Raw genomic sequence first — 19,811 nt, 5'->3', positions numbered from 1 at the left:
AGCCGGGGGTGGGGCTGGCCCCACCACGGAGAGTCCCATCAGCACTATCGCGGGGGCCTCCACGCTCCGCGAAGCTCTTTGTGTGCGGGGCGCGGAGTGCGCGCCGTGAGTACGGGGGGCCACGCGATGCGGGGTGACCGTAAGCCCGAACCTGCACCCGAGGCGCACCTTTACCGAGGCGCACACGAGCTGAGGCACACAAGAGGAGAAGCACCGTGACAACGGCTGGAGCGAATCCCAGGACCGGGGGCAAGGGGGCACTGACGACTGTTGCCGCATCGGCCCGCCAAGCGGCCAAGGCGTACGGCTCATGCGAGACCAGTGTCGCCGTGCAGGGCCGGGCCCTCTCCCCGGCCCTGGCCCAGCTCTGGGCCGGGGCGCCACGGCACAGCGGTGGTGGGCCTGGCAGCCGGCCTGGTCCCGGCGTTCCGCGCAGGCCGGATGAAGTCCGTGGTGCGGCGTACGCTGGAAAGGTCCCCCGGCCCATGAGTGTGCCGGGTTCTTCGTCGTGCCCACACCTGGACGGAAAGCCCCCCATGAGCCTGCACGGTCTGCTTGACGCCGTCACCAAGGACCCCGCGCTGGAGGAGGCCGTCAAGGCCGCCGCCGACGGTCACCGTCACCATGTCGATCTCGTGGGGCCGGCGGCGGCCCGGCCCTTCGCGGTGGCGGCGCTGGCCCGCTCGGCGCAGCGGCCGGTGCTGGCAGTGACCGCCACGGGGCGGGAGGCCGAGGATCTGGCTGCCGCGCTGCGCTCCCTCCTCCCCGAGGAGGGCGTCGTCGATTACCCCTCGTGGGAGACGCTGCCGCACGAGCGGCTCAGTCCTCGTTCGGACACGGTGGGGCGGCGGCTGGCGGTGCTGCGCAGGCTGGCACATCCCGACCCGTCCGATCCGGCCGCAGGTCCCGTCTCCGTCGTGGTCGCGCCCATCCGCTCGGTGCTCCAGCCGCAGGTCAAGGGGTTGGGCGATCTGGTGCCCGTGGCGTTGCGGCAGGGGCAGAGCGTCGATCTGGAAGAGACCGTGGACGCGCTGGCCGATGCCGCCTACGCCCGCGTGGAGCTGGTGGAAAAGCGCGGTGACTTCGCCGTGCGCGGCGGGATCCTCGATGTTTTCCCGCCCACGGAGGAGCACCCCTTGCGGGTGGAGTTCTGGGGCGACGAGGTGGAGGAGATCCGCTATTTCCGGGTCGCCGACCAGCGCTCTTTGGAGATCGCCGAGCACGGGCTGTGGGCGCCGCCGTGCCGTGAGCTGCTGCTGACCCGGGATGTGCGCGAGCGGGCCGCGGTGCTCGTCGAGCAGCACCCCGAGCTGCACGAACTGCTCGGCAAGATCGCCGAGGGTATCGCCGTGGACGGCATGGAGTCGCTGGCTCCGGTCCTGGTGGACGAGATGGAGCTGCTGCTGGACGTGCTGCCGCAGGGCAGCATGACGGTGGTGTGCGATCCGGAGCGGGTGCGTACGCGCGCCGCCGACCTGGTGGCGACCAGTCAGGAGTTCCTCCAGGCGTCCTGGGCGGCGACGGCAGGCGGCGGCGAGGCACCCATCGATGTGGGCGCGGCCTCGCTGCGCGGCCTGGCCGAGGTGCGCGAGCACGCGCGGGGGCTGGGGATGATGTGGTGGACGGTCAGCCAGTTCGCCGCCGACACCGAGCTGGCCGATACCGGGCCGGAGGCGGAGGAGGACACCCTTCAGCTGGGCATGCAGGCCCCCGAGACCTACCGGGGTGACACGGCCCGGGCCCTGGCCGACACCAAGGGCTGGCTGTCCGAGGGCTGGCGCTGCGTGTACGTCACGGAGGGGCACGGTCCGGCGGCGCGCACGGTGGAGGTGCTGGGCGGCGAAGGTGTGGCCGCGCGGCTGGAGGGGCCGCAGGGGCTGGCGGGCATCGAGCCGGGCCTCGTCCATGTGGCGTGCGGCTCGATCGATCACGGCTTCGTCGACTCCCGGCTGAGGCTGGCCGTGCTGACGGAGACCGACCTGTCGGGCCAGAAGGCGGCGGGCAAGGAGGCGGCCCGCATGCCCGCGCGGCGCCGCAAGCAGATCGACCCGCTCACCCTCCAGGCCGGTGACTACATCGTGCACGAGCAGCACGGCGTGGGCCGCTACATCGAGATGGTGCAGCGCACGGTGCAGGGCGCGACCCGCGAGTATCTCCTGGTGGAGTACGCGCCGGCCAAGCGCGGCCAGCCCGGCGACCGGCTGTTCGTGCCGACGGACCAGCTGGAGCAGATCACCAAGTACGTGGGCGGCGAGCAGCCGACCTTGCACCGGCTGGGCGGCGCCGACTGGACGAAGACCAAGGCGCGCGCCAAGAAGGCCGTCAAGGAGATCGCCGCCGACCTGATCAAGCTCTACAGCGCCCGGATGGCCGCGCCCGGTCACGCGTTCGGTGCGGACACCCCCTGGCAGCGGGAGCTGGAGGACGCGTTCCCGTACGCCGAGACGCCCGATCAGCTCACCACGATCGGCGAGGTCAAGGAGGACATGGAGAAGTCGGTCCCGATGGACCGGCTGATCTGCGGCGATGTCGGCTACGGCAAGACGGAGATCGCGGTGCGGGCGGCCTTCAAGGCGGTCCAGGACGGCAAGCAGGTGGCCGTCCTGGTGCCCACCACGCTGCTGGTGCAGCAGCACTTCAGCACGTTCACCGAGCGCTACGGCCAGTTCCCGGTGAACGTGCGCGCGCTCTCCCGTTTCCAGAGCGAGAGCGATTCGCGCGCGACGCTGGACGGGCTGCGCGAGGGCACTGTCGATGTCGTCATCGGCACGCACCGGCTCTTCTCCTCCGACACGAAGTTCAAGGAGCTGGGCCTGGTCATCGTCGATGAGGAGCAGCGCTTCGGTGTCGAGCACAAGGAGCAGCTCAAGAAGCTGCGTGCGAATGTGGATGTCCTGACGATGTCGGCGACGCCCATCCCGCGCACCCTGGAGATGGCCGTCACCGGCATCCGTGAGATGTCGACGATCACCACTCCGCCCGAGGAGCGGCACCCGGTGCTGACGTTCGTGGGGCCGTTCGAGGAGAAGCAGATCGGGGCGGCGATCCGCCGCGAACTGCTGCGTGAGGGCCAGGTCTTCTACATCCACAACCGGGTCGAGTCCATCGACCGGGCGGCGGCCCGGCTGCGGCAGATCGTGCCGGAGGCCCGTATCTCGACGGCGCACGGGCAGATGTCGGAGCAGGCGCTGGAGCAGGTGGTGGTGGACTTCTGGGAGAAGAAGTCCGATGTCCTGGTCGCCACGACCATCGTGGAGAACGGCATCGACATCTCCAACGCCAACACCCTGATCGTCGAGCGCGGCGACAATTTCGGCCTCAGCCAGCTCCACCAGCTGCGCGGCCGGGTCGGCCGGGGCAGGGAGCGCGGGTACGCCTACTTCCTCTACCCGCCCGAGAAGCCGATGACCGAGACCGCGCACGAGCGGCTGGCGACCATCGCGCAGCACACCGAGATGGGTGCGGGCATGTATGTGGCCATGAAGGACCTGGAGATCCGCGGCGCGGGCAATCTGCTGGGCGGCGAGCAGTCCGGGCACATCGCGGGCGTCGGCTTCGACCTGTATGTCCGCATGGTCGGGGAGGCCGTAGCGGACTACCGCGCCGCGCTGGAGTCCGGCGAGGCGGTGGAGGAGGCCCCGCTGGAGGTCAAGATCGAGCTGCCGGTGGACGCGCACGTCCCGCACGACTACGCGCCCGGCGAGCGGCTGCGGCTCCAGGCGTACCGGTCGATCGCCTCGGCGAACTCGGAGGAGGACATCACCGCCGTCCGCGAGGAGCTGGCCGACCGTTACGGCCCGCTGCCCGAGCCGGTCGAGAACCTGCTGCTGGTGGCGGGCTTGCGCATGCTGGCCCGTACGACGGGCGTCACCGACATCACCCTCCAGGGCAACAACGTCCGCTTCAGCCCCCTGGAGCTGCGCGAGTCCCAGGAGCTGCGCCTCAAGCGGCTCTACCCCGGGGCCCTGATCAAGCCGTCCACCCACCAGGTCCACGTCCCCCGCCCCAAGCCCAAAACCCTGGGAGCGAAGCCCCTCTCGGGCCGCGAACTGCTCGCCTGGGTGGGCGAGTTCCTGGCGACGATCCCGGCCTGAGGAGGACGAGCCCGGCCCCCCCTCCCGGGCACCCCCGCTCCCGGGCACCCCCGCTCCCGGGCACCCCCGCTCCGCGGGTTGTGTCGGCTTCCAGGCGTGAGGGCTTTCCACGGTTGGCCCGGCGACTCCCCGTCCGGGTCGGCCCCGGCCTCATCCTCGGGGGGACTTCGGGCCGTTCGGCCCCGTGTGCGACTGAGACCGCTGCTCGTACCTTTCGTGCCTCGAAGCGACGAAAGCGGGGGCATCATGCGAAGCGGAAGTGGCAGCGGAACCAGCACCACCAGGGCGGCAGCGAGGCGGGCACGCTCCGGCAGACGGGCGCGGGCGGGGAGAGCCCGCTCCGGACGAGGCGCCGCGATAGGCACGGCAGCATGGGCCGCGGCGGTGCTCCTGGCCGTCGGCGGCTGCGGGTCCGCCGGGGGCGCGGGGGACGAACCCCGGTCCGCGGCGACGTCCGCTTCCGCCTCCGTCCGTGCTTCGTCCAGCGCGTCCCCCACCCCCACCGCATCGGTCCCCCCGACCTCGGAAGCCCCGGCTACGCCCACCTCCGCGTCCGCTCCCGCCTCCCGCCGGGCGCGGAGCCCCCACACGGCGAAGGCGGAGCGGGGCACCCCGGCCCCGCGTCCCACCGCCTCCCGGCCGGCCGCCCCCAGAACCACGGCTGCGGCGACCCTGCCGGACCTGCGATCCCCTGCCGGAAACCACTACCGGGCCGGGCAGTTCTGCAAGCGAGCCCACCTGGGGCTGAGCACCCGGGACGAGGCGGGGCGCGTCATTCACTGCGGGCAGGACGCCGACGGACAAGCCCGCTGGCGCTACTGACCACCGGCAACACGCCGCCTCCGTGGCGGCTCACCTACCTCACATGTGCGGGGCCGTGGTGCCGGGCGCTCGCGGGCGCGCGCCGCCCGGTGTGTGGGCGCACGGGTGGGCAGGGCGTCCGCGGGAGTGCGGTGCGGGCGCATACGATCGTGCGGTGAGTGTCATAACCCGCAGGTCCCGCCGTCCTGTTCGTCGTCCCGCGCTCGGCTGTGCCGTGCTCGTCTTCAGTGTGTTCGTGGCTGGTTGTGATGGCCTTCAGGGGCCGGGGGAGGGCAAGGGGGACGGGTCCGCCGGGTCCGGGGGGCGGTCGGCGGGGCCGGGCAGGGCCGTGAGCCCGTTGGAGAATCCGAAGGGCACCGAGCCGGGTCTCGCCCCGGTGACCGGCGCGGGGGAGAAGAAGGAAGCACGTGCCCTCATCGCCGGGCTGACGACCAAGGGGCGCGGGCCGAAGACGGGTTATGCGCGCGAGGAGTTCGGCTACGCCTGGATGGACACGGCCGACGGGGTGCCGCTGGCGCGCAACGGCTGTGACACCCGCAACGACCTCCTCGCCAGGGACGGCACCGCGCTGCGCCACCGCGCCGGCTCCGACTGCGTCGTGCAGTCGATGACGCTGGATGACCCGTACACCGGCAAGCGCATCGAGTGGACCAAGAGCCGGGCGACCGAGGTGCAGATCGACCACGTCATGCCGCTGTCGTACGACTGGCAGATGGGCGCGGCGGGCTGGAACGAGTCGAAGCGGAAGCAGATCGCCAACGATCCGCTCAACCTGCTGCCCGTGGACGGGCCCGCCAACTCCGGCAAGCGCGACTCGGGCCCCGCCTCCTGGCTGCCGCCGGACAAGAAGATCCGCTGCGCCTACTCCGTCCGCTTCGCGCAGGTGGCGAAGAAGTACGGGCTGGCGGTCACCGCACCGGACAAGCGGACGATGCTCGCGCAGTGCGGGTGAGCTGCGCGCACGCCCGGTGAGGCTCGCACATGTGACCGGCGGCGGGCGGTGTGCGACTCAACTGCCCCCGAATCGTTGGTCGATTTGATGTCGAAGCAGTGGTCATGGGCCCCTTCGACTCCTTACCATCGATCACCGCACAGGCCGTGCAACGCCGCACGGCCCTCGCCGCCGCCGGGAGGCCCCATGGAAAGCCGTCGCCGCAGGTCCGCGCTCACCCTCTCCGCCGTCGCCGCGCTCGTCGTGGCGGCCCCGCTGCTCACCGCGTGCGGCAACGACGCGCGCCCCGGTGCGGCGGCGGTCGTGAAGGGCGACCGGATCAGCATGGCGCAGCTCCAGTCGCGGGTGGGCGCCGTGCGCGACGCGCAGCGCGGGGCCCCGCAGGGCGAGCAGCTGATCAAGCAGAGCGGCCAGCTGACCCGCGCCACGCTGGACGGCATGATCCGCGACCGCATCGTCCAGCAGGCGGCGAAGGACTCCGGCGTCAAGATCACCCGCCGGGACGTGGGGCGCGCCCGCTCCCAGATCGAGCACCAGGCCGGTGGCCGCAAGCAGCTGGAGGCCACGCTGCTGCGCCAGCAGGCCATCGCGCCCGACGAGATCGACAGCCGGATCCGTATGCAGCTCCGGGTGGAGAAGCTCGCGTCGAAGGAGGGCATCGACCCCTCCTCGCCGCAGGGGAACCAGCAGCTCAACGCCGTACTGGCCAAGACTTCCAAGGCCATGAGGATCGATGTGAACCCGCGTTACGGCACCTGGGACGCGGGCAGGTCCACACTCGCCGGCGCCAAGACGCCCTGGCTGCGCGACCTCTCCGGCGCCGCTGCCGACCGCAAGCAGCAGCTGTGAGCCCGCAGCGGCCGGGGTGAGGCCGTGGCGAGGGCGCGGTGGCCGGGGTGAGCCCGCGATGGTCGAGGTGAGGGCGCGCGTTACGTTCTCAGGGTGAACGAGATCCCCGAGACCGGCCGTATCGTCCTGCTCACCACCACCCACCGGGTGGCGCCCGGCCTGCTGTCCTGGCCCGCCTGGGAGGCGCTGCGCACCGCCGGCCGTGTCCTGTGCGCCGACCCGGACCACCCCCAGCTCCCCTACCTGCGCGACGCGGGCATCGAGGTGGAGGCGGGGGCCGCGCTGGACGCGCCCGCGCTGGTGGACGCGTGCGGGGCACCCGCCGAGTCCGGTGCGCCGGTCGAGACCGGGACCGGCCTGTCCTCCGGGCCCGGTGTGCGTACCGGAGGTCCCCGTACGGTCGTGGTGGTCGCCCGGGCCGAAGGCGAGCCCGCGCTCACCGACGGGCTCGCCCGGCTCGCCGGATCCGGTCGCCGGGCCATGCCCGAGCTGGAACTGCTGCCCGGCTCCTACGACCTGCCCGGTGCCCGCCTTCTGGACGTCGTCCACGTCATGGACCGGATCCGCCGCGAGTGCCCCTGGAGCCGCCCGCGCACCCACGGGGATCTGCTCAAGTACGCCGTCGAGGAGATCTACGAGCTGATCGACGCGATCGAACGCGGCGACCGGGTCGAACTGCGCGAGGAACTGGGGGATGTGCTGCTCCAGGTCGTCTTCCACGCCCGGATCGCACAGGAGGACGAGGACGAGCCGTTCGGCATCGACGATGTGGCCGGGACGCTGGTGGACAAGCTCGTGCACCGGCACCCGCACGTCTTCGGGGACGACTTCGCCGAGACGGCCGAGGATGTCGAGGCGCACTGGAAGCGGCGCAAGGCGGCCGAGAAGCACGAGCGCACCTCCGTGACCGAGGGCGTACCGCTGGGGCAGCCCGCCCTCTCACTCGCCGCGAAGCTCGCCGGAAGGGCACGTACCGCGGGCCTCGCCGTCCCGGTGAGCGCGCCCCAGGACGCGGACGGGGTGGGGTACGCGCTGCTGGCCCTCGCCGTCGAGGCCGAGCGGGAGGGCATCGATCCCGAAACCGCGCTGCGCGCCGCCGCCCGCGCCTACCGCGACACCATCCGGGAGCGGGAGCGGGAGCGGGAGCAGGTGCGGGAGCAGGAACAGGAACGCGCGGCTGACGGGGACAGCTGACCTGCCGCCCCGGCGGGGAGCCCGCCCCGCCCGGTGAAAGAGCGGCGGGCCTCCTCCGGGCGGCGGAAGTCACCCGAATGCCACAGCCGGATCGCCTCGGACTCGAACACATAGTCCCGTTGAGCGTGGCAGCAGCGCCACACGCATGGCCGTGACGAGCGGCCGGACGAGGGGAAGTCTCATGGCTCGATTCATCAGGACCGCGGTCCCGCTGGTCACCGCCGTCATGTTCACCGGTTTCACGGCCGGTTCCTCCTTCGCCACCGATGCCCCCGAGGGCACGAGGGTGACGACGACATCGGAGAAGAAGGCGGCACCGGAGAAGAAGGCGGCGTCTTCCACGCAGACCGTGAAGGTGAAGAAGACGGACTACGGAAAGATACTGGTGGACGGGAAGGGCAGGACGCTCTACCTCTTCAAGAAGGACACGTCCAAAAAGTCCACCTGCATGAGCACTTGCGCGCAGACCTGGCCGCCCATGACGGCTTCGGGCCACCCCACGGTCGCGAAGGGTGCCATGAAGTCCCTGGTATCGACGTCGAGCCGGGGCAAGGGGAAGAAGCAGGTCACCTACAACGGTCACCCGCTCTACCGCTTCCACGGGGACAGCAAGGCCGGGCAGACCAACGGCGAGGGCCTCAACCAGTTCGGCGGCAAGTGGTACGTCGTGGACCCGCACGGCAAGGCGATCGTCCACAAGTCGCACAAGGGCAAGTCCTCACCGAGCAAGGGCAAGAGCAAGGGCAACGGCGGTTACTGACCCGCCCCCGGGTGCGCGCCCGCGCCCGGGCGGGGCCCGCGCCCCCGCGGGCCCCGGCCCGAGCGCGGCCCGTCCCCAGCAGGCCGGGCCCGAGTGCGGCCCGTGCCCGCCCTGCTCGTCGGCCGCCCGCCGCCCCCGGTGGTGGGGCGGCCGACCGGGCGGGCCCCTGAACCCAGGCCGATGCCACCCCGCCGATGCCACCCCGTGGAGCGTCCCATGCCCTCTCGCCCGTCTCTCCGGTCTCTCCCAGGCGCCGGGACCACCACCCCGGCGCAAGCCGTGCTGCGCGTGCTGGCGGCGGCCGGTCTCGCGGTGAACGCAGAGGTCCACGCGCGCCTCGCCGACAAGTACGACTCGGTGACCGAATCGATCAGCCAGGGCACGCTGTTCCGCCTGGAGGCCGCGCTGGCCGCCCTGGCCGCGCTCCTCGTCCTGGTGTGGCGCAGCCGGCTGGCCGACTTGTTCGCGCTGGCCGTCTCCCTCGGCGGGCTGGCCCTGCTCTTGGTCTACCGCTACATCGATGTGGGGGTGCTCGGCCCGTTCCCCGACATGTACGAGCCCCTGTGGTTCACCGACAAGACCGTGACCGTGATCGCCCAGGCCGTCTCGGCGCTGATGGCGCTCATCTTGCTGGCCTGGCGTGGGCGCGGGGTGCGGAGAGGACCGCGGGAGAGCTGGGAGCGGGGCTGACGGGCGGAGCGGCCCTGCGTGGGGCCCCGCACAGGGGTTGACGCGACTGTACCCGCTGGTAACACTGCCGGGATGGTGACGATCCGCGGCGGACGGTCGCGACTCCCCGGCGGACGAAAGCGGAACCCCGACGGGCGGCGGCAGCCCTCGTACGGGCGGCGGCAATCTTCGTACGGGCAGCAGGAGCCGCCTTCCTACGGGCGAGGCCAGTCCGCGCCCGGCGTGCGGCGGCTCGCGCCGGGCGGGCAGCGCTCGCGCCCGGCCGCGAGCTGGACACGCCACCGCTACAGCGCTCTCGCGGCCTTCGGCGGCCTCGCGGCGGCCGACCTGTACGCGACGGCGAAGGCGCCGCGTGGTCCGGCCCGTGCGGCGAAGCCCTTCCTGATGCCCGCGCTGGCCGCCTACGCCCAGCGCGCCGCCGAACACCGTGCCGCGCCCGGTACGCCTGACAGGCCCGAGGTATCCGGCCCGTCCGGCACGCCCGCGCCCAGGGCCCTCCTCGCGGGGCTGGCCTGCGCCGCGGTGGGGGACACGGTGCTCCTCTGGGACCGCGACGAGCGCGCACTTCTCGCGGGCATGGCCGCCTTCCTCGCCACCCAGCTCAGCTATACGGCGGGCATGACGGCCCGGCTCGGCGCCGTACGGCGGCTGCGGGCCAGGCCGAAGCGGGCCGCCGCCGTCCTCGCCGGGTGGGCGGCGGCCAACGTGGTGCTCGCCCCCGGGCTGGAGCGCCGGCTGCGGCTGCCCGTCGCCGGATACAGCCTCGCCCTCGCCGCGATGAGCGCGGCGGCGCTCGGCGTCGGCGGCAAGGTGGCCGTGGGCGGTGCCGCGTTCGTCGCCTCGGACGCGCTGATCGGGCTCCAGGCGGCGGGGCGGGAGTTCCCCGGACAGGAAGTGCTGATCATGGCGGGCTACCTGCTGGGCCAGTCCCTCATCACGGCCGGCTGGCTGGAGCGCATACCGTCGTAGGGTGCCCGACGCGACCCGCCCCACCTCGTCCTCGTCCGAAACGCCCCAGCCGCAGCCGACGGCAGCCCCGGCACCGGCCCCGTCCCCGATGCCGCCGCTGTTCGACTGGCAGTTCGCGGCCGACCCGTACCCCGCCTACGCCTGGCTGCGCGAGCACGCGCCCGTGCGGAAGACGGAACTGCCCAGCGGGGTGGAGGCGTGGCTGGTCACGCGGTACGCCGATGCCCGGCAGGCGCTGGCCGACCCGCGGCTGAGCAAGAACCCGCACCACCACAGCGAACAGGGCGCCCACGGCAAGGGCAAGGTCGGCATTCCGGGCGAGCGCGGCGCGAACTTGATGACGCACCTGCTCAACATCGACCCGCCCGACCACACCCGGCTGCGCCGCCTGGTCTCCAAGGCGTTCACCCCGCGCCGGGTGGCGGCCTTCGAGCCCCGCGTACGGGAGTTGGCCGATGGTCTCATCGACGCCTTCGCGGCGCGCGGCGAGGCCGACCTCATCCACGAGTTCGCCTTCCCGCTGCCGATCTACGCCATCTGCGACATGCTCGGCGTACCGCACGAGGACCAGGAGGACTTCCGGGCCTGGGCGGGGATGATGATCCACCAGCCCGGCAGCCCGCGCGGCGGAGTGGGGCGCGCGGTCAAGCGGATGCGCCGCTACCTCGCCGAGCTGATCCACCGCAAGCGGGCCGAACTGGCGGCCGGCGGGCAGGCCGACGACCTCATCTCCGGCCTGATCCGCGCCTCCGACCACGGCGAGCACCTCACCGAGAACGAGGCCGCCGCGATGGCCTTCATCCTGCTGTTCGCCGGCTTCGAGACCACCGTCAACCTCATCGGGAACGGCACGTACGCGCTGCTGCGCCACCCCGCCCAGCGCGCCGTCCTGCAACGCGCGGTCGCCGAGGGGGACACGGCGCTGCTGGAGGCCGCCGTCGAGGAACTGCTGCGCTACGACGGCCCCGTGGAGCTGGCGACCTGGCGTTTCGCGACCCGTCCGCTGACGATCGGCGGCCAGGCGGTGGCGGAGGGCGAGCCGGTGCTGGTCGTCCTCGCGGCGGCCGACCGCGACCCGGCGAAGTTCGACGCACCCGACACGCTCGACCTCACGCGCCGTGACAATCAACACCTGGGCTACGGGCACGGCATCCACTACTGCCTCGGCGCGCCACTCGCCCGCCTGGAGGGCCGTACGGCGCTGACCGCGCTGCTGGGCCGCCTCCCTGACCTGCGGCTGGCGGCCGAACCCGCCGACCTGCGGTGGCGCGGCGGCCTCATCATGCGTGGACTGCGCACACTTCCGGTGGAGTTCACACCGGTCAATGGGTGACACATCGTCACATGCGTGACCGGGACGTGATGTCCGTGACATTGGCTTGTGATGATCAGAATTCGCGGCTACGTTCGGTCGCCAACTTCGCTTTTTTCCTTCCCGCTTGTCCTTACGAGAGGTCCACCATGCGCTCCGGGAACGGTAGGCACCGCCGCCCCCGCCAGGCCCCCGCCTTCGTCGTCACCGCGGGGGTGACCGGTGCGGGCATCGCCCTTCCGCTGCTGGGCGCCACCGGCGCACACGCCGCCGACGCCGCCACCTGGGACCGGGTCGCCCAGTGCGCGAGCGACGGCATCTGGAGCGCGAAGGGATCCGACGGCCACTACGGCGGGCTCCAGCTGTCCCAGGAAATGTGGGACCAGTACGGCGGCACCTCGTTCGCCGAGCGGCCCGACCTGGCCAGCCGCAGCCAGCAGATCGCCGTCGCCGAGAAGATCCTTCAGGCGCGGGGTACCGAGGCGTTCGGCGACTGCGCGGACAGCGCGGACCTCGACCAGGCGCAGGGCACCCCCGACGTCGATCCGGGCAGCGGCTACCCCGCACCGGCCCCCTCCGAGGACCACGCCTCCGGCGAGGACGCTCCGGGCAAGGAGTCGCTCGACCCCGACGAGCACGACTCCAAGCCGGACGACTCCAAGTCGGGCAAGCCAGATGATTCCTCATCAGATGGCTCTAAGTCGAACAAGCAGAACAAGCCGAACAAGCAGAACAAGCAGAACAAACCGGATGACGGCCCGTCGTCCAAGCTGCCGTCCGATGCCGCCGAGGGCCCCGTGACACCGGAGAACCCGGACGAGACCGCGAACCCCTCCGACTCGGCGAAACCCTCCGCGCCCGGCAAGGGCAAGCACCGGGGCAGCCCGGAGGACGACCACGCGTCGCGCGGCGACCACCCCTCCGACAGCGACCGCGCCTCCCGCGACGACGACCGCGCACACCGCACCCCCGCCAAGCACCGGGTCCAGCCCGGTGACAGCCTCTCCCAGATCGCCGCCGACGAGGACGTGCGCGGCGGCTGGCCCGAGCTCTACGAACGCAACAAGGACGAGGTGGGCCCCGACCCCGACCTCATCCACCCCGGCCAGACCCTCCGCCTCTGACCTCTTCGAGGCCGCTTCCCCCACGCCCCCAGGCACCCCCTCCGGCGGCGGCCCGCCCCGCCGGGCCCCTTGTCCGCCGCGATGTGTCCGCCGCGACGCCGGGACGGGGAAGCCCCCCTCTTTTCCGCCGCGACGGTGGGACGCGGGATGTCGCGGCTCGGCGGCGGTGTCCAACGCGCCCGGCCTGGGCGGGGCTCGGCACCGCCGGTCAGGTGGCCGTGGGCCGATCGCCGTTCCGGCGGAAGGAGAGAGCGGCGAAAAGGGGAGCTCACCCGGCCCGGGAAGGGCATAGTGCGGCTCTTCCGGTCCGGGCAGGACATCGGGGCGGGGGGTGGACGGTTAGGCTCGGGTCCGAGAATCCGTCCCCTACGAAGGAGAACCTCGTGCCGTCCATCGACGTCGTCGTAGCCCGCGAGATCCTCGACTCGCGAGGCAACCCCACGGTCGAGGTCGAGGTCGGCCTCGACGACGGCAGCACGGGCCGTGCTGCCGTACCGTCCGGTGCCTCGACCGGTGCCTTCGAGGCCCTCGAACTGCGCGACGGTGACGCCGCGCGCTACAGCGGGAAGGGCGTGGAGAAGGCCGTCCTGGCCGTCATCGAGCAGATCGGCCCGGAGCTGGTGGGCTATGACGCCACCGAGCAGCGCCTGATCGACCAGGCGATGTTCGACCTGGACGCGACGGCGGACAAGTCGTCGCTCGGTGCCAACGCCATTCTGGGTGTTTCCCTCGCGGTGGCGCACGCCGCCTCCGAGGCGTCCGACCTGCCGCTCTTCCGCTACCTCGGCGGTCCGAACGCGCACCAGCTGCCGGTGCCGATGATGAACATCCTCAACGGCGGCTCGCACGCTGACTCGAATGTCGACATCCAGGAGTTCATGATCGCGCCGATCGGCGCGGAGTCGTTCTCCGAGGCCGTGCGCTGGGGCGCGGAGGTCTACCACGCGCTCAAGGGCGTCCTCAAGGAGCGCGGCCTGGCCACCGGCCTCGGCGACGAGGGCGGCTTCGCGCCGAACCTCGGCTCCAACCGCGAGGCCCTCGACCTGATCATCGAAGCCATCCAGAAGGCCGGCTACACGGCCGGCCAGGACATCGCGCTGGCACTGGATGTGGCCGCGTCGGAGTTCTACGAGGACGGCGTCTACGCGTTCGAGGGCCAGAAGCGCTCGGCCGCCGAGATGACCGAGTACTACGAGCAGCTCGTCGCGGACTACCCGCTGGTCTCCATCGAGGACCCGCTGTTCGAGGACGACTGGGCGGGCTGGAAGACCATCACCGACAAGCTCGGCGACAAGGTGCAGCTCGTCGGCGACGACCTGTTCGTCACCAACCCGGAGCGGCTCGCCCGGGGTATCGAGGAGGGCGCGGCCAACGCGCTGCTCGTCAAGGTGAACCAGATCGGCTCGCTGACCGAGACGCTGGACGCCGTGGAGCTGGCGCAGCGCAACGGCTTCAAGTGCATGATGTCGCACCGCTCCGGTGAGACGGAGGACGTGACGATCGCGGACCTGGCCGTCGCGGTCAACTGCGGTCAGATCAAGTCGGGCGCCCCGGCCCGCTCGGAGCGCGTGGCCAAGTACAACCAGCTGCTGCGCATCGAGGAGATCCTGGACGACGCGGCGGTCTACGCCGGCCGCTCGGCCTTCCCGCGCTACAAGCGCTGACCACCTCGCCGCCGTCCGGCGGTGCCGTGTTCCCCGACGTCCCCGACGTCCCCGACGTCCCCGATGCCCCGGGGGAGCGGCACCACCGGACGGTACGGCGCCCCAGCGCGCGCCGCAGCGCACCGCGGATCCGTGGCGCACGGCTCATCGCACCGAGCGGCGCCCGATGCACCGAGCGCGTGCCCCGCGTACGCGGGAAGACCGCAGGCCAGGCCAGCAGGCTCACCGGGCAGGGAGATCAATGGGAGCGGACCGGGACCGTTTCTCCACATCGACACGGCTCAAAGCGCTGAGCGCGCAGGCCGCCGAGCGCGTGTACCGCGCGCAGGGCTGGGGGTATCGCCCCGCCGAGGGCTGGGGGCGCGTGCGCACCCCGCGCAAGGGCCGGCTCACGGGCCGGGCCGCGCTGCTCGCGCTGGTGCTGTGCTCTCTCGTGGTGGCGCTGGCGTATCCCACGCGGCAGTACGTCACCCAGCGCTCGGAGATCGCCGACCAGCGGCGTCAGGCCGAGCGGGCCCGCGACGAGGTGCGCGAGCTGCGCGAGCTGCGGGCGCGCTGGCAGGATCCCGCGTACGTCGAGCAGCAGGCGCGCGAGCACCTGCACTATGTGCGGCCGGACGAAACGGGCTACACGATGCGGGACGGCACCGCCGATGTGCGCAGACCCTACGACCGGGGTCCCGCCAACCGGGCCTGGTACGAGAACCTGTGGGACGGCCTCGACACCGCCGACCGCGCCTCCGCCACCGTCTCCCACGCCGCCTCACCCTCCACCCGCTGACGCCCGCCCCACCCCGCCCCGTCCTGCCCCACTCTTGACGCGTCCCCTACGAACCAGAAGCGACGAGCACCCGTACTGATGGACACCCCACCGCCCCAGACCGAGCCGACACCGCCCACCGAGGCGGACATCCGCGCCTTCCAGCAGCAGCTGGGACGCCCCCCGCGCGGGCTGCGCACCATCGCGCACCGCTGCCCGTGCGGGCTGCCGGACGTGGTGGAGACCGCGCCCCGGCTGGAGGACGGCACGCCGTTCCCCACCACGTACTACCTGACCTGCCCGCGCGCCGCCTCCGCGATCGGCACGCTGGAGGCGGACGGCGTGATGAAGGAGATGACGGCCCGCCTCCAGGAGGATGAGGAGCTGGCCGCCGCCTACCGCGCGGCGCACGAGGACTATCTCGCGCGCCGCGACGCCATCGAGGAGCTGGTGGGCTTCCCCAGCGCGGGCGGGATGCCCGATCGCGTCAAGTGCCTGCACGTCCTGGTCGCGCACTCGCTGGTGGCCGGTCCCGGCGTCAACCCGCTGGGCGACGAGGCGCTGGCGCTGCTGCCCGAGTGGTGGCGCAAGGGCCCCTGTGTGAGCGTGCCGGAGCCGCAGTCGGAGCCGGGGCCGGAGGTGACCCCGTGACCAGGACTTCACAGGAGAGCCCCGTGACCATGACCCGTGTCGCCGCGATCGACTGCGGCACCAACTCCATCCGTCTCCTGGTGGCCGATCTGGCCCCCGAGACGGGGGAGTTCCACGAACTGGACCGGCGGATGGAGATCGTCCGGCTGGGCCAGGGCGTGGACCGCACCGGGCGGCTGGCACCCGAGGCGCTGGAGCGGACGTTCGCCGCCTGCCGCGAGTACGCCGCCGTCATCCGCGAGTTGGGCGTCCCTGCGGAGCGGACCCGCTTCGTGGCGACGTCGGCCTCGCGGGACGCGGACAACCGCGAGGAGTTCGTGCGCGGCGTCCTGGAGATCCTCGGCGTCGAGCCCGAGGTGATCACCGGAGACCAGGAGGCCGCGTTCTCCTTCACCGGCGCCACCAAGGAACTGCGCCCCGAGACCTTCGCCCCGCCGTACCTGGTGGTCGATCTCGGCGGCGGCTCGACCGAGTTCGTCCTGGGCACGGACGAGGTCGAGGCGGCCCGCAGCGTGGACATCGGCTGCGTACGGCTCACCGAGCGGCACTTCACCCGGGACGGCGCGATCATCGCCACCCCCGACCCCGCCAGCACGGAGGCGCTGCGCGCCGATGTGGCGAGCGCCCTCGACGAGGTCGAACGCGCGGTCCCCCTGGCTCGCGCGCACACCCTGGTCGGCCTGGCGGGCACGGTGACCACCCTCGGCGCCATCGCCCTGGACCTGGACACCTACGACCCCGGCCGCATCCACCACAGCCGCCTCTCCCTGGCCGAGGTCCGCGACATCACCACCCGCCTCCTGTCCGCCACCCACGACGAACGCGCCGCCATCCCGTCCATGCACCCGGGCCGCGTCGATGTCATCAACGCGGGCGCGCTCGTCCTGCTCACCCTGATGGAGCGCGTGGGCGCGGAGGAGGTCGTGGTGAGCGAGCACGACATCCTCGATGGCATCGCTCACAGTTGCGCCTCAAATGATCAATGGCCCTGACCTGCGGTGATGGACAGAACAGCGCCCCCGGCTTCATGCCGGGGGCGCTGTCTTTTGCGGGAGCCGCGCTGTCCCGCGGGGGATCGGGACGGCGCGGCGGTCAGGGGGTAAGCAGCTCGATACCGATCGCCAGGGCGCCGAGTGCTTCCTTTTCCGGCCCGTAGATGTTGCGGATGTTCGCGAGCTGTTCCTCACGCGAGGAAGTCGGGTTGACGGTCGCCGGCCCCTCGCCGTCGAGCAGGGCCTCGAATGTCGGGTACTCGTTGACCCGGGTCACGCGCACGTCGACGGTTTCCTCGGTCCCCTTGATCCGGAGCCGGATCACGTCACCCGCGGCGAGGTCGGCGAGGCGCGGGTACTTGACTCGTACCTCGGTCGATTTCTCGCCCGCGGCGACGAGGTTGAAGTACGGGCGGTAGAGGTTGAGCTCGTGCACGCGAGTCGTGGTACCGGTCATGGGGCGGGAATGCTCCTCGCTGCTGCGGTGGTCATCAGGTGGCCGATCTCGCTGGCCGAGTATGAGCGGAAGAAGTGCCGGGGGTCTGAGAGGAGAACCTCGGTCATGGCGAGCAGGTGCTCGACGTAGTCGGCCGCCGTGCCGGGCCACTCCCGGGCGTCGAGCATCCAGGGCGCGGCGCCGTCCGGCAAGGGTGCGCGCCCTTCCCGGATGAGGGACTTGGACAGTTTCGCGCCGGTGTCCGTGACGATCTGCGGGCAGAACAGCCGGGCGGGGAGCTGCCCGACGGTGAGTCCTACGGCTTGGAGGGCGCCGTCGACAAGTTGCGAGCCGAACACCCAGTCGCCGCCCTTGACCATCACGGAAAGCGTGCCGCCGTGCGTGTCGGAGAGGGCGAGCTCTTTTACGAGGTTGCGGTACAGGGTGGCGAGGTCGAGGTATCCGTCGCTGTCCGGCGCGATGGTGACCTCGTACTCGCCGTGGTGCAGGCACTCGGCCGTCACGATGGCGTGGTCGAGGCTGCTGTCTCTCACTCGGGTGCGCTGGGCGTACTTCTCCGACCAGCCGCAGCCCTGTTCCGGGCACGGCACGCGGAGGTGGGCGACGCCGGACGAGGGGGCGAGCCACCAGCGGGCGGCGTCCATGCGGGGCAGGACGCGCAGCCACGTGCGGCGGTAGTGCTCGGCGGCCTGCTGCTGCGTGTACGTTTCGACGGCGTACGGGACGGCCAGACGCTCGGAGAGGGCCGCGAAGAACGGCCCGTACAGGGCGTCGGCCTGCTCGGCTATGGTCTGCGCCCCGAGGGCGTGCGCATAGGTGCGCATGTAGCGGTGTCCGGTCGGGGGGTCGGTGACGAGAGTGTGCGGGGCGTTGTCGAGCGCGGCGAACAACACTTCGACCGGCACGCCGAACTTGGCGCGTAACCGCGCCGCGGTGGCGAAGGTGAGCGACTGGACGAGCGACGTACCGATGTGCGGCGCCCCGTTGATCTGCGTCCCGACCACGAACACGATCCGCTCGGGCGCGGCGTCGAGGATGCGGGGCGTTAGTACGTCCGGGGCGTGTGAAAGCGCGTTGGCAAGAACGGTATTCGGCGATACCGGGTAGGTGGTCACGCTTCCCCCTCGGGTGGGTGGACAGGACGGTTCGTGCATGCGCCGTTCACGATGCGTGGTGCGGGTGCTTACGGAGTCGCGTCACGCCCATGCGTACGCGGCCCGTGGCGATAATTCGGGAGAGGTAGTCGTCCATGGCGTCAGGGCTGGCGCCCGGGGGGACCGGGTCGAGGCCGATCAGGACGCACGCGGGGCCGCCGTCGGCGAGGTGGGCGCGCCACTCGGGGCCGGTGGGAGGTAGGTGCAGGGAGTAGGCGGGGTGGCCGTAGTCGAAGGTGACCAGGGCGCGGCCCCTGGTGAGGCGGGCGCCGGTATCGGGCAGGGGCTCGGACGGGGGTTGCAGGCCGAGCGCGTCGGCGATCCCCAAGAGCCCCGTCTCGATGGTCTCGGCCGTTTCTCCGGTGCGGCGTGCGGGGGCGTGGCCGATGAGCAGAACGGCGAGGGCGCCCGCCGGTGAGTCCGGCACAAGCCACGTGCTCACGGTGCACCCCGCGATGAATCCGGGGCCGGGTACGGCGCGGATAGGAGGGCAGGGCGTCAGCACGCGATCACCGCCGGGCCCGCGGCGAGCTTGAACTCGGCCCATACGACTTTCCCGGTGCCGGTGCGCGTCGTTACGCCCCAGTCGTCGGCGAGGCACGCGACGAGGAACAGGCCGCGGCCGTTGTCATCGTCCGCTGTCGCCTTGCGGGGTTCGGGTCGTCCGTCGCCTACGTCATGGACTTCGACGCGCAGCGTGTCGCCCTCGACGGCGGCGCGTACCAGGAATTCGCGGCCGGGCGGGGGGCTGGGCGGGGTGCCGTGCTCGATGGCGTTGGTCGCGAGTTCGGAGACGCACACGAGGATGTCGTCGGCGCGGTCGGCCCCGAGGTGGTCGGCGAGGGCCCCGCGCACGAACGCGCGGGCGTGTCCGACCGATTCCGGAGTCGCCCTGTAGGTCCGGAAGTTGGGCTCGGTGTCCCTTGCGGCCTGTGAGCTGGCGCACCAGTCCGGCCGGGCAGCGTCCGGCTCGCTTGCACTCACGCGTGGTCTCCGCGGGTGAGAGTGCGCTCTGTCCCGTTCGCGGCGATGCCCGCTTCGTGGCGCTCTGCCTCGGTGGCGAGTCTTGCCGCAGAGGGTGGGCAGTCCCAGTCGATCCCGCCGCGTGGGGGTCGTAGTCGCAAGTGGGGGCCCTCGTAGTTCATTACGAGGCCGAGTTCACTCGTGCGCCGGTCGATGACGTATGCGCCGATTCGGTAGCTCATGGAGGTACCTCTCCGCCGTTTCATGCGAGGTCTTGCAGGCAGCCGGGTGCCCGACGCCATGCGTAGCCGCAACGCCAATCGCCTGACGGGCGGGGGAGGTTGCGGGCCGATGCCGGAAGCGTCCACCCGCTAGGGAGAATCTGCAAGACTTCACTTTGAGAA

General features: G+C 71.9%; 18 protein-coding genes. 13 read left to right on the top strand and 5 right to left on the bottom strand.

All coding sequences use genetic code 11. The features are described 5' to 3' along the window. Window positions 1–536: 536 nt before the first annotated feature. The 13 genes from mfd (at window position 537) to ABD339_RS18000 (ending at window position 16,833) form a co-directional block, all read left to right on the top strand. Window positions 537–4,094 carry a transcription-repair coupling factor gene (mfd, locus tag ABD339_RS18060; RefSeq protein ID WP_344567260.1) on the top strand — a complete coding sequence of 1,186 codons (3,558 nt, stop codon included), beginning with the start codon at window positions 537–539 and terminating at the stop codon, window positions 4,092–4,094. 985 nt (window positions 4,095–5,079) lie between these two features. Beyond that, complete coding sequence (locus ABD339_RS18055) at window positions 5,080–5,868, top strand: HNH endonuclease family protein (RefSeq protein ID WP_344567477.1); 789 nt, start codon at window positions 5,080–5,082, stop codon at window positions 5,866–5,868. Between the two features lie 186 nt (window positions 5,869–6,054). Further along, entirely contained in the window at window positions 6,055–6,717 is a 663-nt protein-coding gene (locus tag ABD339_RS18050; protein ID WP_344567258.1) for a SurA N-terminal domain-containing protein, read from the top strand. Window positions 6,718–6,810: 93 nt separating this feature from the next. After that, window positions 6,811–7,911, top strand: coding sequence for a nucleoside triphosphate pyrophosphohydrolase (locus tag ABD339_RS18045; protein ID WP_344567256.1), 1,101 nt, complete (start codon window positions 6,811–6,813; stop codon window positions 7,909–7,911). 181 nt (window positions 7,912–8,092) lie between these two features. Next, window positions 8,093–8,671 (top strand): COG4315 family predicted lipoprotein, encoded by a 579-nt coding sequence (locus ABD339_RS18040; protein WP_344567254.1) that lies wholly within the window; start codon window positions 8,093–8,095, stop codon window positions 8,669–8,671. A 216-nt stretch (window positions 8,672–8,887) separates the two neighbouring features. Next, the gene (locus ABD339_RS18035) at window positions 8,888–9,361 is read left to right on the top strand and encodes a hypothetical protein (protein WP_344567252.1); all 474 of its coding nucleotides are present in this window, start codon (window positions 8,888–8,890) and stop codon (window positions 9,359–9,361) included. Window positions 9,362–9,433: 72 nt separating this feature from the next. After that, window positions 9,434–10,330: a lysoplasmalogenase family protein gene (locus ABD339_RS18030; RefSeq protein ID WP_344567250.1), complete on the top strand. Its 897-nt coding sequence runs from the start codon at window positions 9,434–9,436 to the stop codon at window positions 10,328–10,330. Between the two features lie 88 nt (window positions 10,331–10,418). Next, entirely contained in the window at window positions 10,419–11,663 is a 1,245-nt protein-coding gene (locus ABD339_RS18025) for a cytochrome P450 family protein (protein ID WP_344567475.1), read from the top strand. A gap of 128 nt (window positions 11,664–11,791) precedes the next feature. After that, the gene (locus ABD339_RS18020) at window positions 11,792–12,766 is read left to right on the top strand and encodes a LysM peptidoglycan-binding domain-containing protein (RefSeq protein WP_344567248.1); all 975 of its coding nucleotides are present in this window, start codon (window positions 11,792–11,794) and stop codon (window positions 12,764–12,766) included. Window positions 12,767–13,149: 383 nt separating this feature from the next. Further along, on the top strand, window positions 13,150–14,430 hold the full coding sequence (eno, locus tag ABD339_RS18015) for a phosphopyruvate hydratase (protein ID WP_344567246.1): 1,281 nt from the start codon (window positions 13,150–13,152) through the stop codon (window positions 14,428–14,430). Between the two features lie 241 nt (window positions 14,431–14,671). After that, window positions 14,672–15,211, top strand: coding sequence for an FtsB family cell division protein (locus ABD339_RS18010; protein ID WP_344567244.1), 540 nt, complete (start codon window positions 14,672–14,674; stop codon window positions 15,209–15,211). 78 nt (window positions 15,212–15,289) lie between these two features. Beyond that, entirely contained in the window at window positions 15,290–15,841 is a 552-nt protein-coding gene (locus ABD339_RS18005) for a DUF501 domain-containing protein (protein WP_344567243.1), read from the top strand. Between the two features lie 29 nt (window positions 15,842–15,870). Further along, window positions 15,871–16,833, top strand: coding sequence for a Ppx/GppA phosphatase family protein (locus ABD339_RS18000; protein ID WP_344567473.1), 963 nt, complete (start codon window positions 15,871–15,873; stop codon window positions 16,831–16,833). 100 nt (window positions 16,834–16,933) lie between these two features. Here ABD339_RS18000 and ABD339_RS17995 read toward each other — a convergent pair whose 3' ends face one another. Genes ABD339_RS17995 through ABD339_RS17975 form a run of 5 tightly spaced genes read right to left on the bottom strand, consistent with a single transcriptional unit; the run spans window position 16,934 to window position 19,649 of the window. Beyond that, window positions 16,934–17,290 carry an ASCH domain-containing protein gene (locus ABD339_RS17995; protein WP_344567241.1) on the bottom strand — a complete coding sequence of 119 codons (357 nt, stop codon included), beginning with the start codon at window positions 17,288–17,290 and terminating at the stop codon, window positions 16,934–16,936. After that, complete coding sequence (locus tag ABD339_RS17990; protein WP_344567239.1) at window positions 17,287–18,405, bottom strand: hypothetical protein; 1,119 nt, start codon at window positions 18,403–18,405, stop codon at window positions 17,287–17,289. Before ABD339_RS17990 ends, ABD339_RS17995 begins: the two co-directional genes overlap by 4 nt. A gap of 46 nt (window positions 18,406–18,451) precedes the next feature. Then, entirely contained in the window at window positions 18,452–18,886 is a 435-nt protein-coding gene (locus tag ABD339_RS17985; RefSeq protein WP_344567237.1) for a hypothetical protein, read from the bottom strand. Window positions 18,887–18,942: 56 nt separating this feature from the next. Then, window positions 18,943–19,428, bottom strand: coding sequence for an ATP-binding protein (locus ABD339_RS17980; RefSeq protein WP_344567235.1), 486 nt, complete (start codon window positions 19,426–19,428; stop codon window positions 18,943–18,945). Continuing rightward, entirely contained in the window at window positions 19,425–19,649 is a 225-nt protein-coding gene (locus ABD339_RS17975; protein WP_344567233.1) for a hypothetical protein, read from the bottom strand. Before ABD339_RS17975 ends, ABD339_RS17980 begins: the two co-directional genes overlap by 4 nt. Between the last annotated feature and the right edge of the window lie 162 nt (window positions 19,650–19,811).

The organism is Streptomyces axinellae, assembly GCF_039532135.1.
Taxonomy (GTDB): domain Bacteria; phylum Actinomycetota; class Actinomycetes; order Streptomycetales; family Streptomycetaceae; genus Streptomyces; species Streptomyces axinellae.
Note: the sequence above shows the minus strand (reverse complement) of the source record. Positions and strands in the feature narration are given on the sequence as shown.

What these genes read in the sequence shown, in the direction of transcription:
- mfd (WP_344567260.1), top strand. Translation starts at nt 537, where the DNA reads ATGAGCCTGCACGGTCTGCTTGACGCCGTCACCAAGGACCCCGCGCTG.
- ABD339_RS18050 (WP_344567258.1), top strand. Translation starts at nt 6,055, where the DNA reads ATGGAAAGCCGTCGCCGCAGGTCCGCGCTCACCCTCTCCGCCGTCGCC.
- ABD339_RS18040 (WP_344567254.1), top strand. Translation starts at nt 8,093, where the DNA reads ATGGCTCGATTCATCAGGACCGCGGTCCCGCTGGTCACCGCCGTCATG.
- ABD339_RS18035 (WP_344567252.1), top strand. Translation starts at nt 8,888, where the DNA reads ATGCCCTCTCGCCCGTCTCTCCGGTCTCTCCCAGGCGCCGGGACCACC.
- ABD339_RS18030 (WP_344567250.1), top strand. Translation starts at nt 9,434, where the DNA reads ATGGTGACGATCCGCGGCGGACGGTCGCGACTCCCCGGCGGACGAAAG.
- ABD339_RS18025 (WP_344567475.1), top strand. Translation starts at nt 10,419, where the DNA reads ATGCCGCCGCTGTTCGACTGGCAGTTCGCGGCCGACCCGTACCCCGCC.
- ABD339_RS18020 (WP_344567248.1), top strand. Translation starts at nt 11,792, where the DNA reads ATGCGCTCCGGGAACGGTAGGCACCGCCGCCCCCGCCAGGCCCCCGCC.
- ABD339_RS18010 (WP_344567244.1), top strand. Translation starts at nt 14,672, where the DNA reads ATGGGAGCGGACCGGGACCGTTTCTCCACATCGACACGGCTCAAAGCG.
- ABD339_RS18005 (WP_344567243.1), top strand. Translation starts at nt 15,290, where the DNA reads ATGGACACCCCACCGCCCCAGACCGAGCCGACACCGCCCACCGAGGCG.
- ABD339_RS18000 (WP_344567473.1), top strand. Translation starts at nt 15,871, where the DNA reads ATGACCCGTGTCGCCGCGATCGACTGCGGCACCAACTCCATCCGTCTC.
- ABD339_RS17995 (WP_344567241.1), bottom strand. Translation starts at nt 17,290, where the DNA reads ATGACCGGTACCACGACTCGCGTGCACGAGCTCAACCTCTACCGCCCG.
- ABD339_RS17975 (WP_344567233.1), bottom strand. Translation starts at nt 19,649, where the DNA reads ATGAGCTACCGAATCGGCGCATACGTCATCGACCGGCGCACGAGTGAA.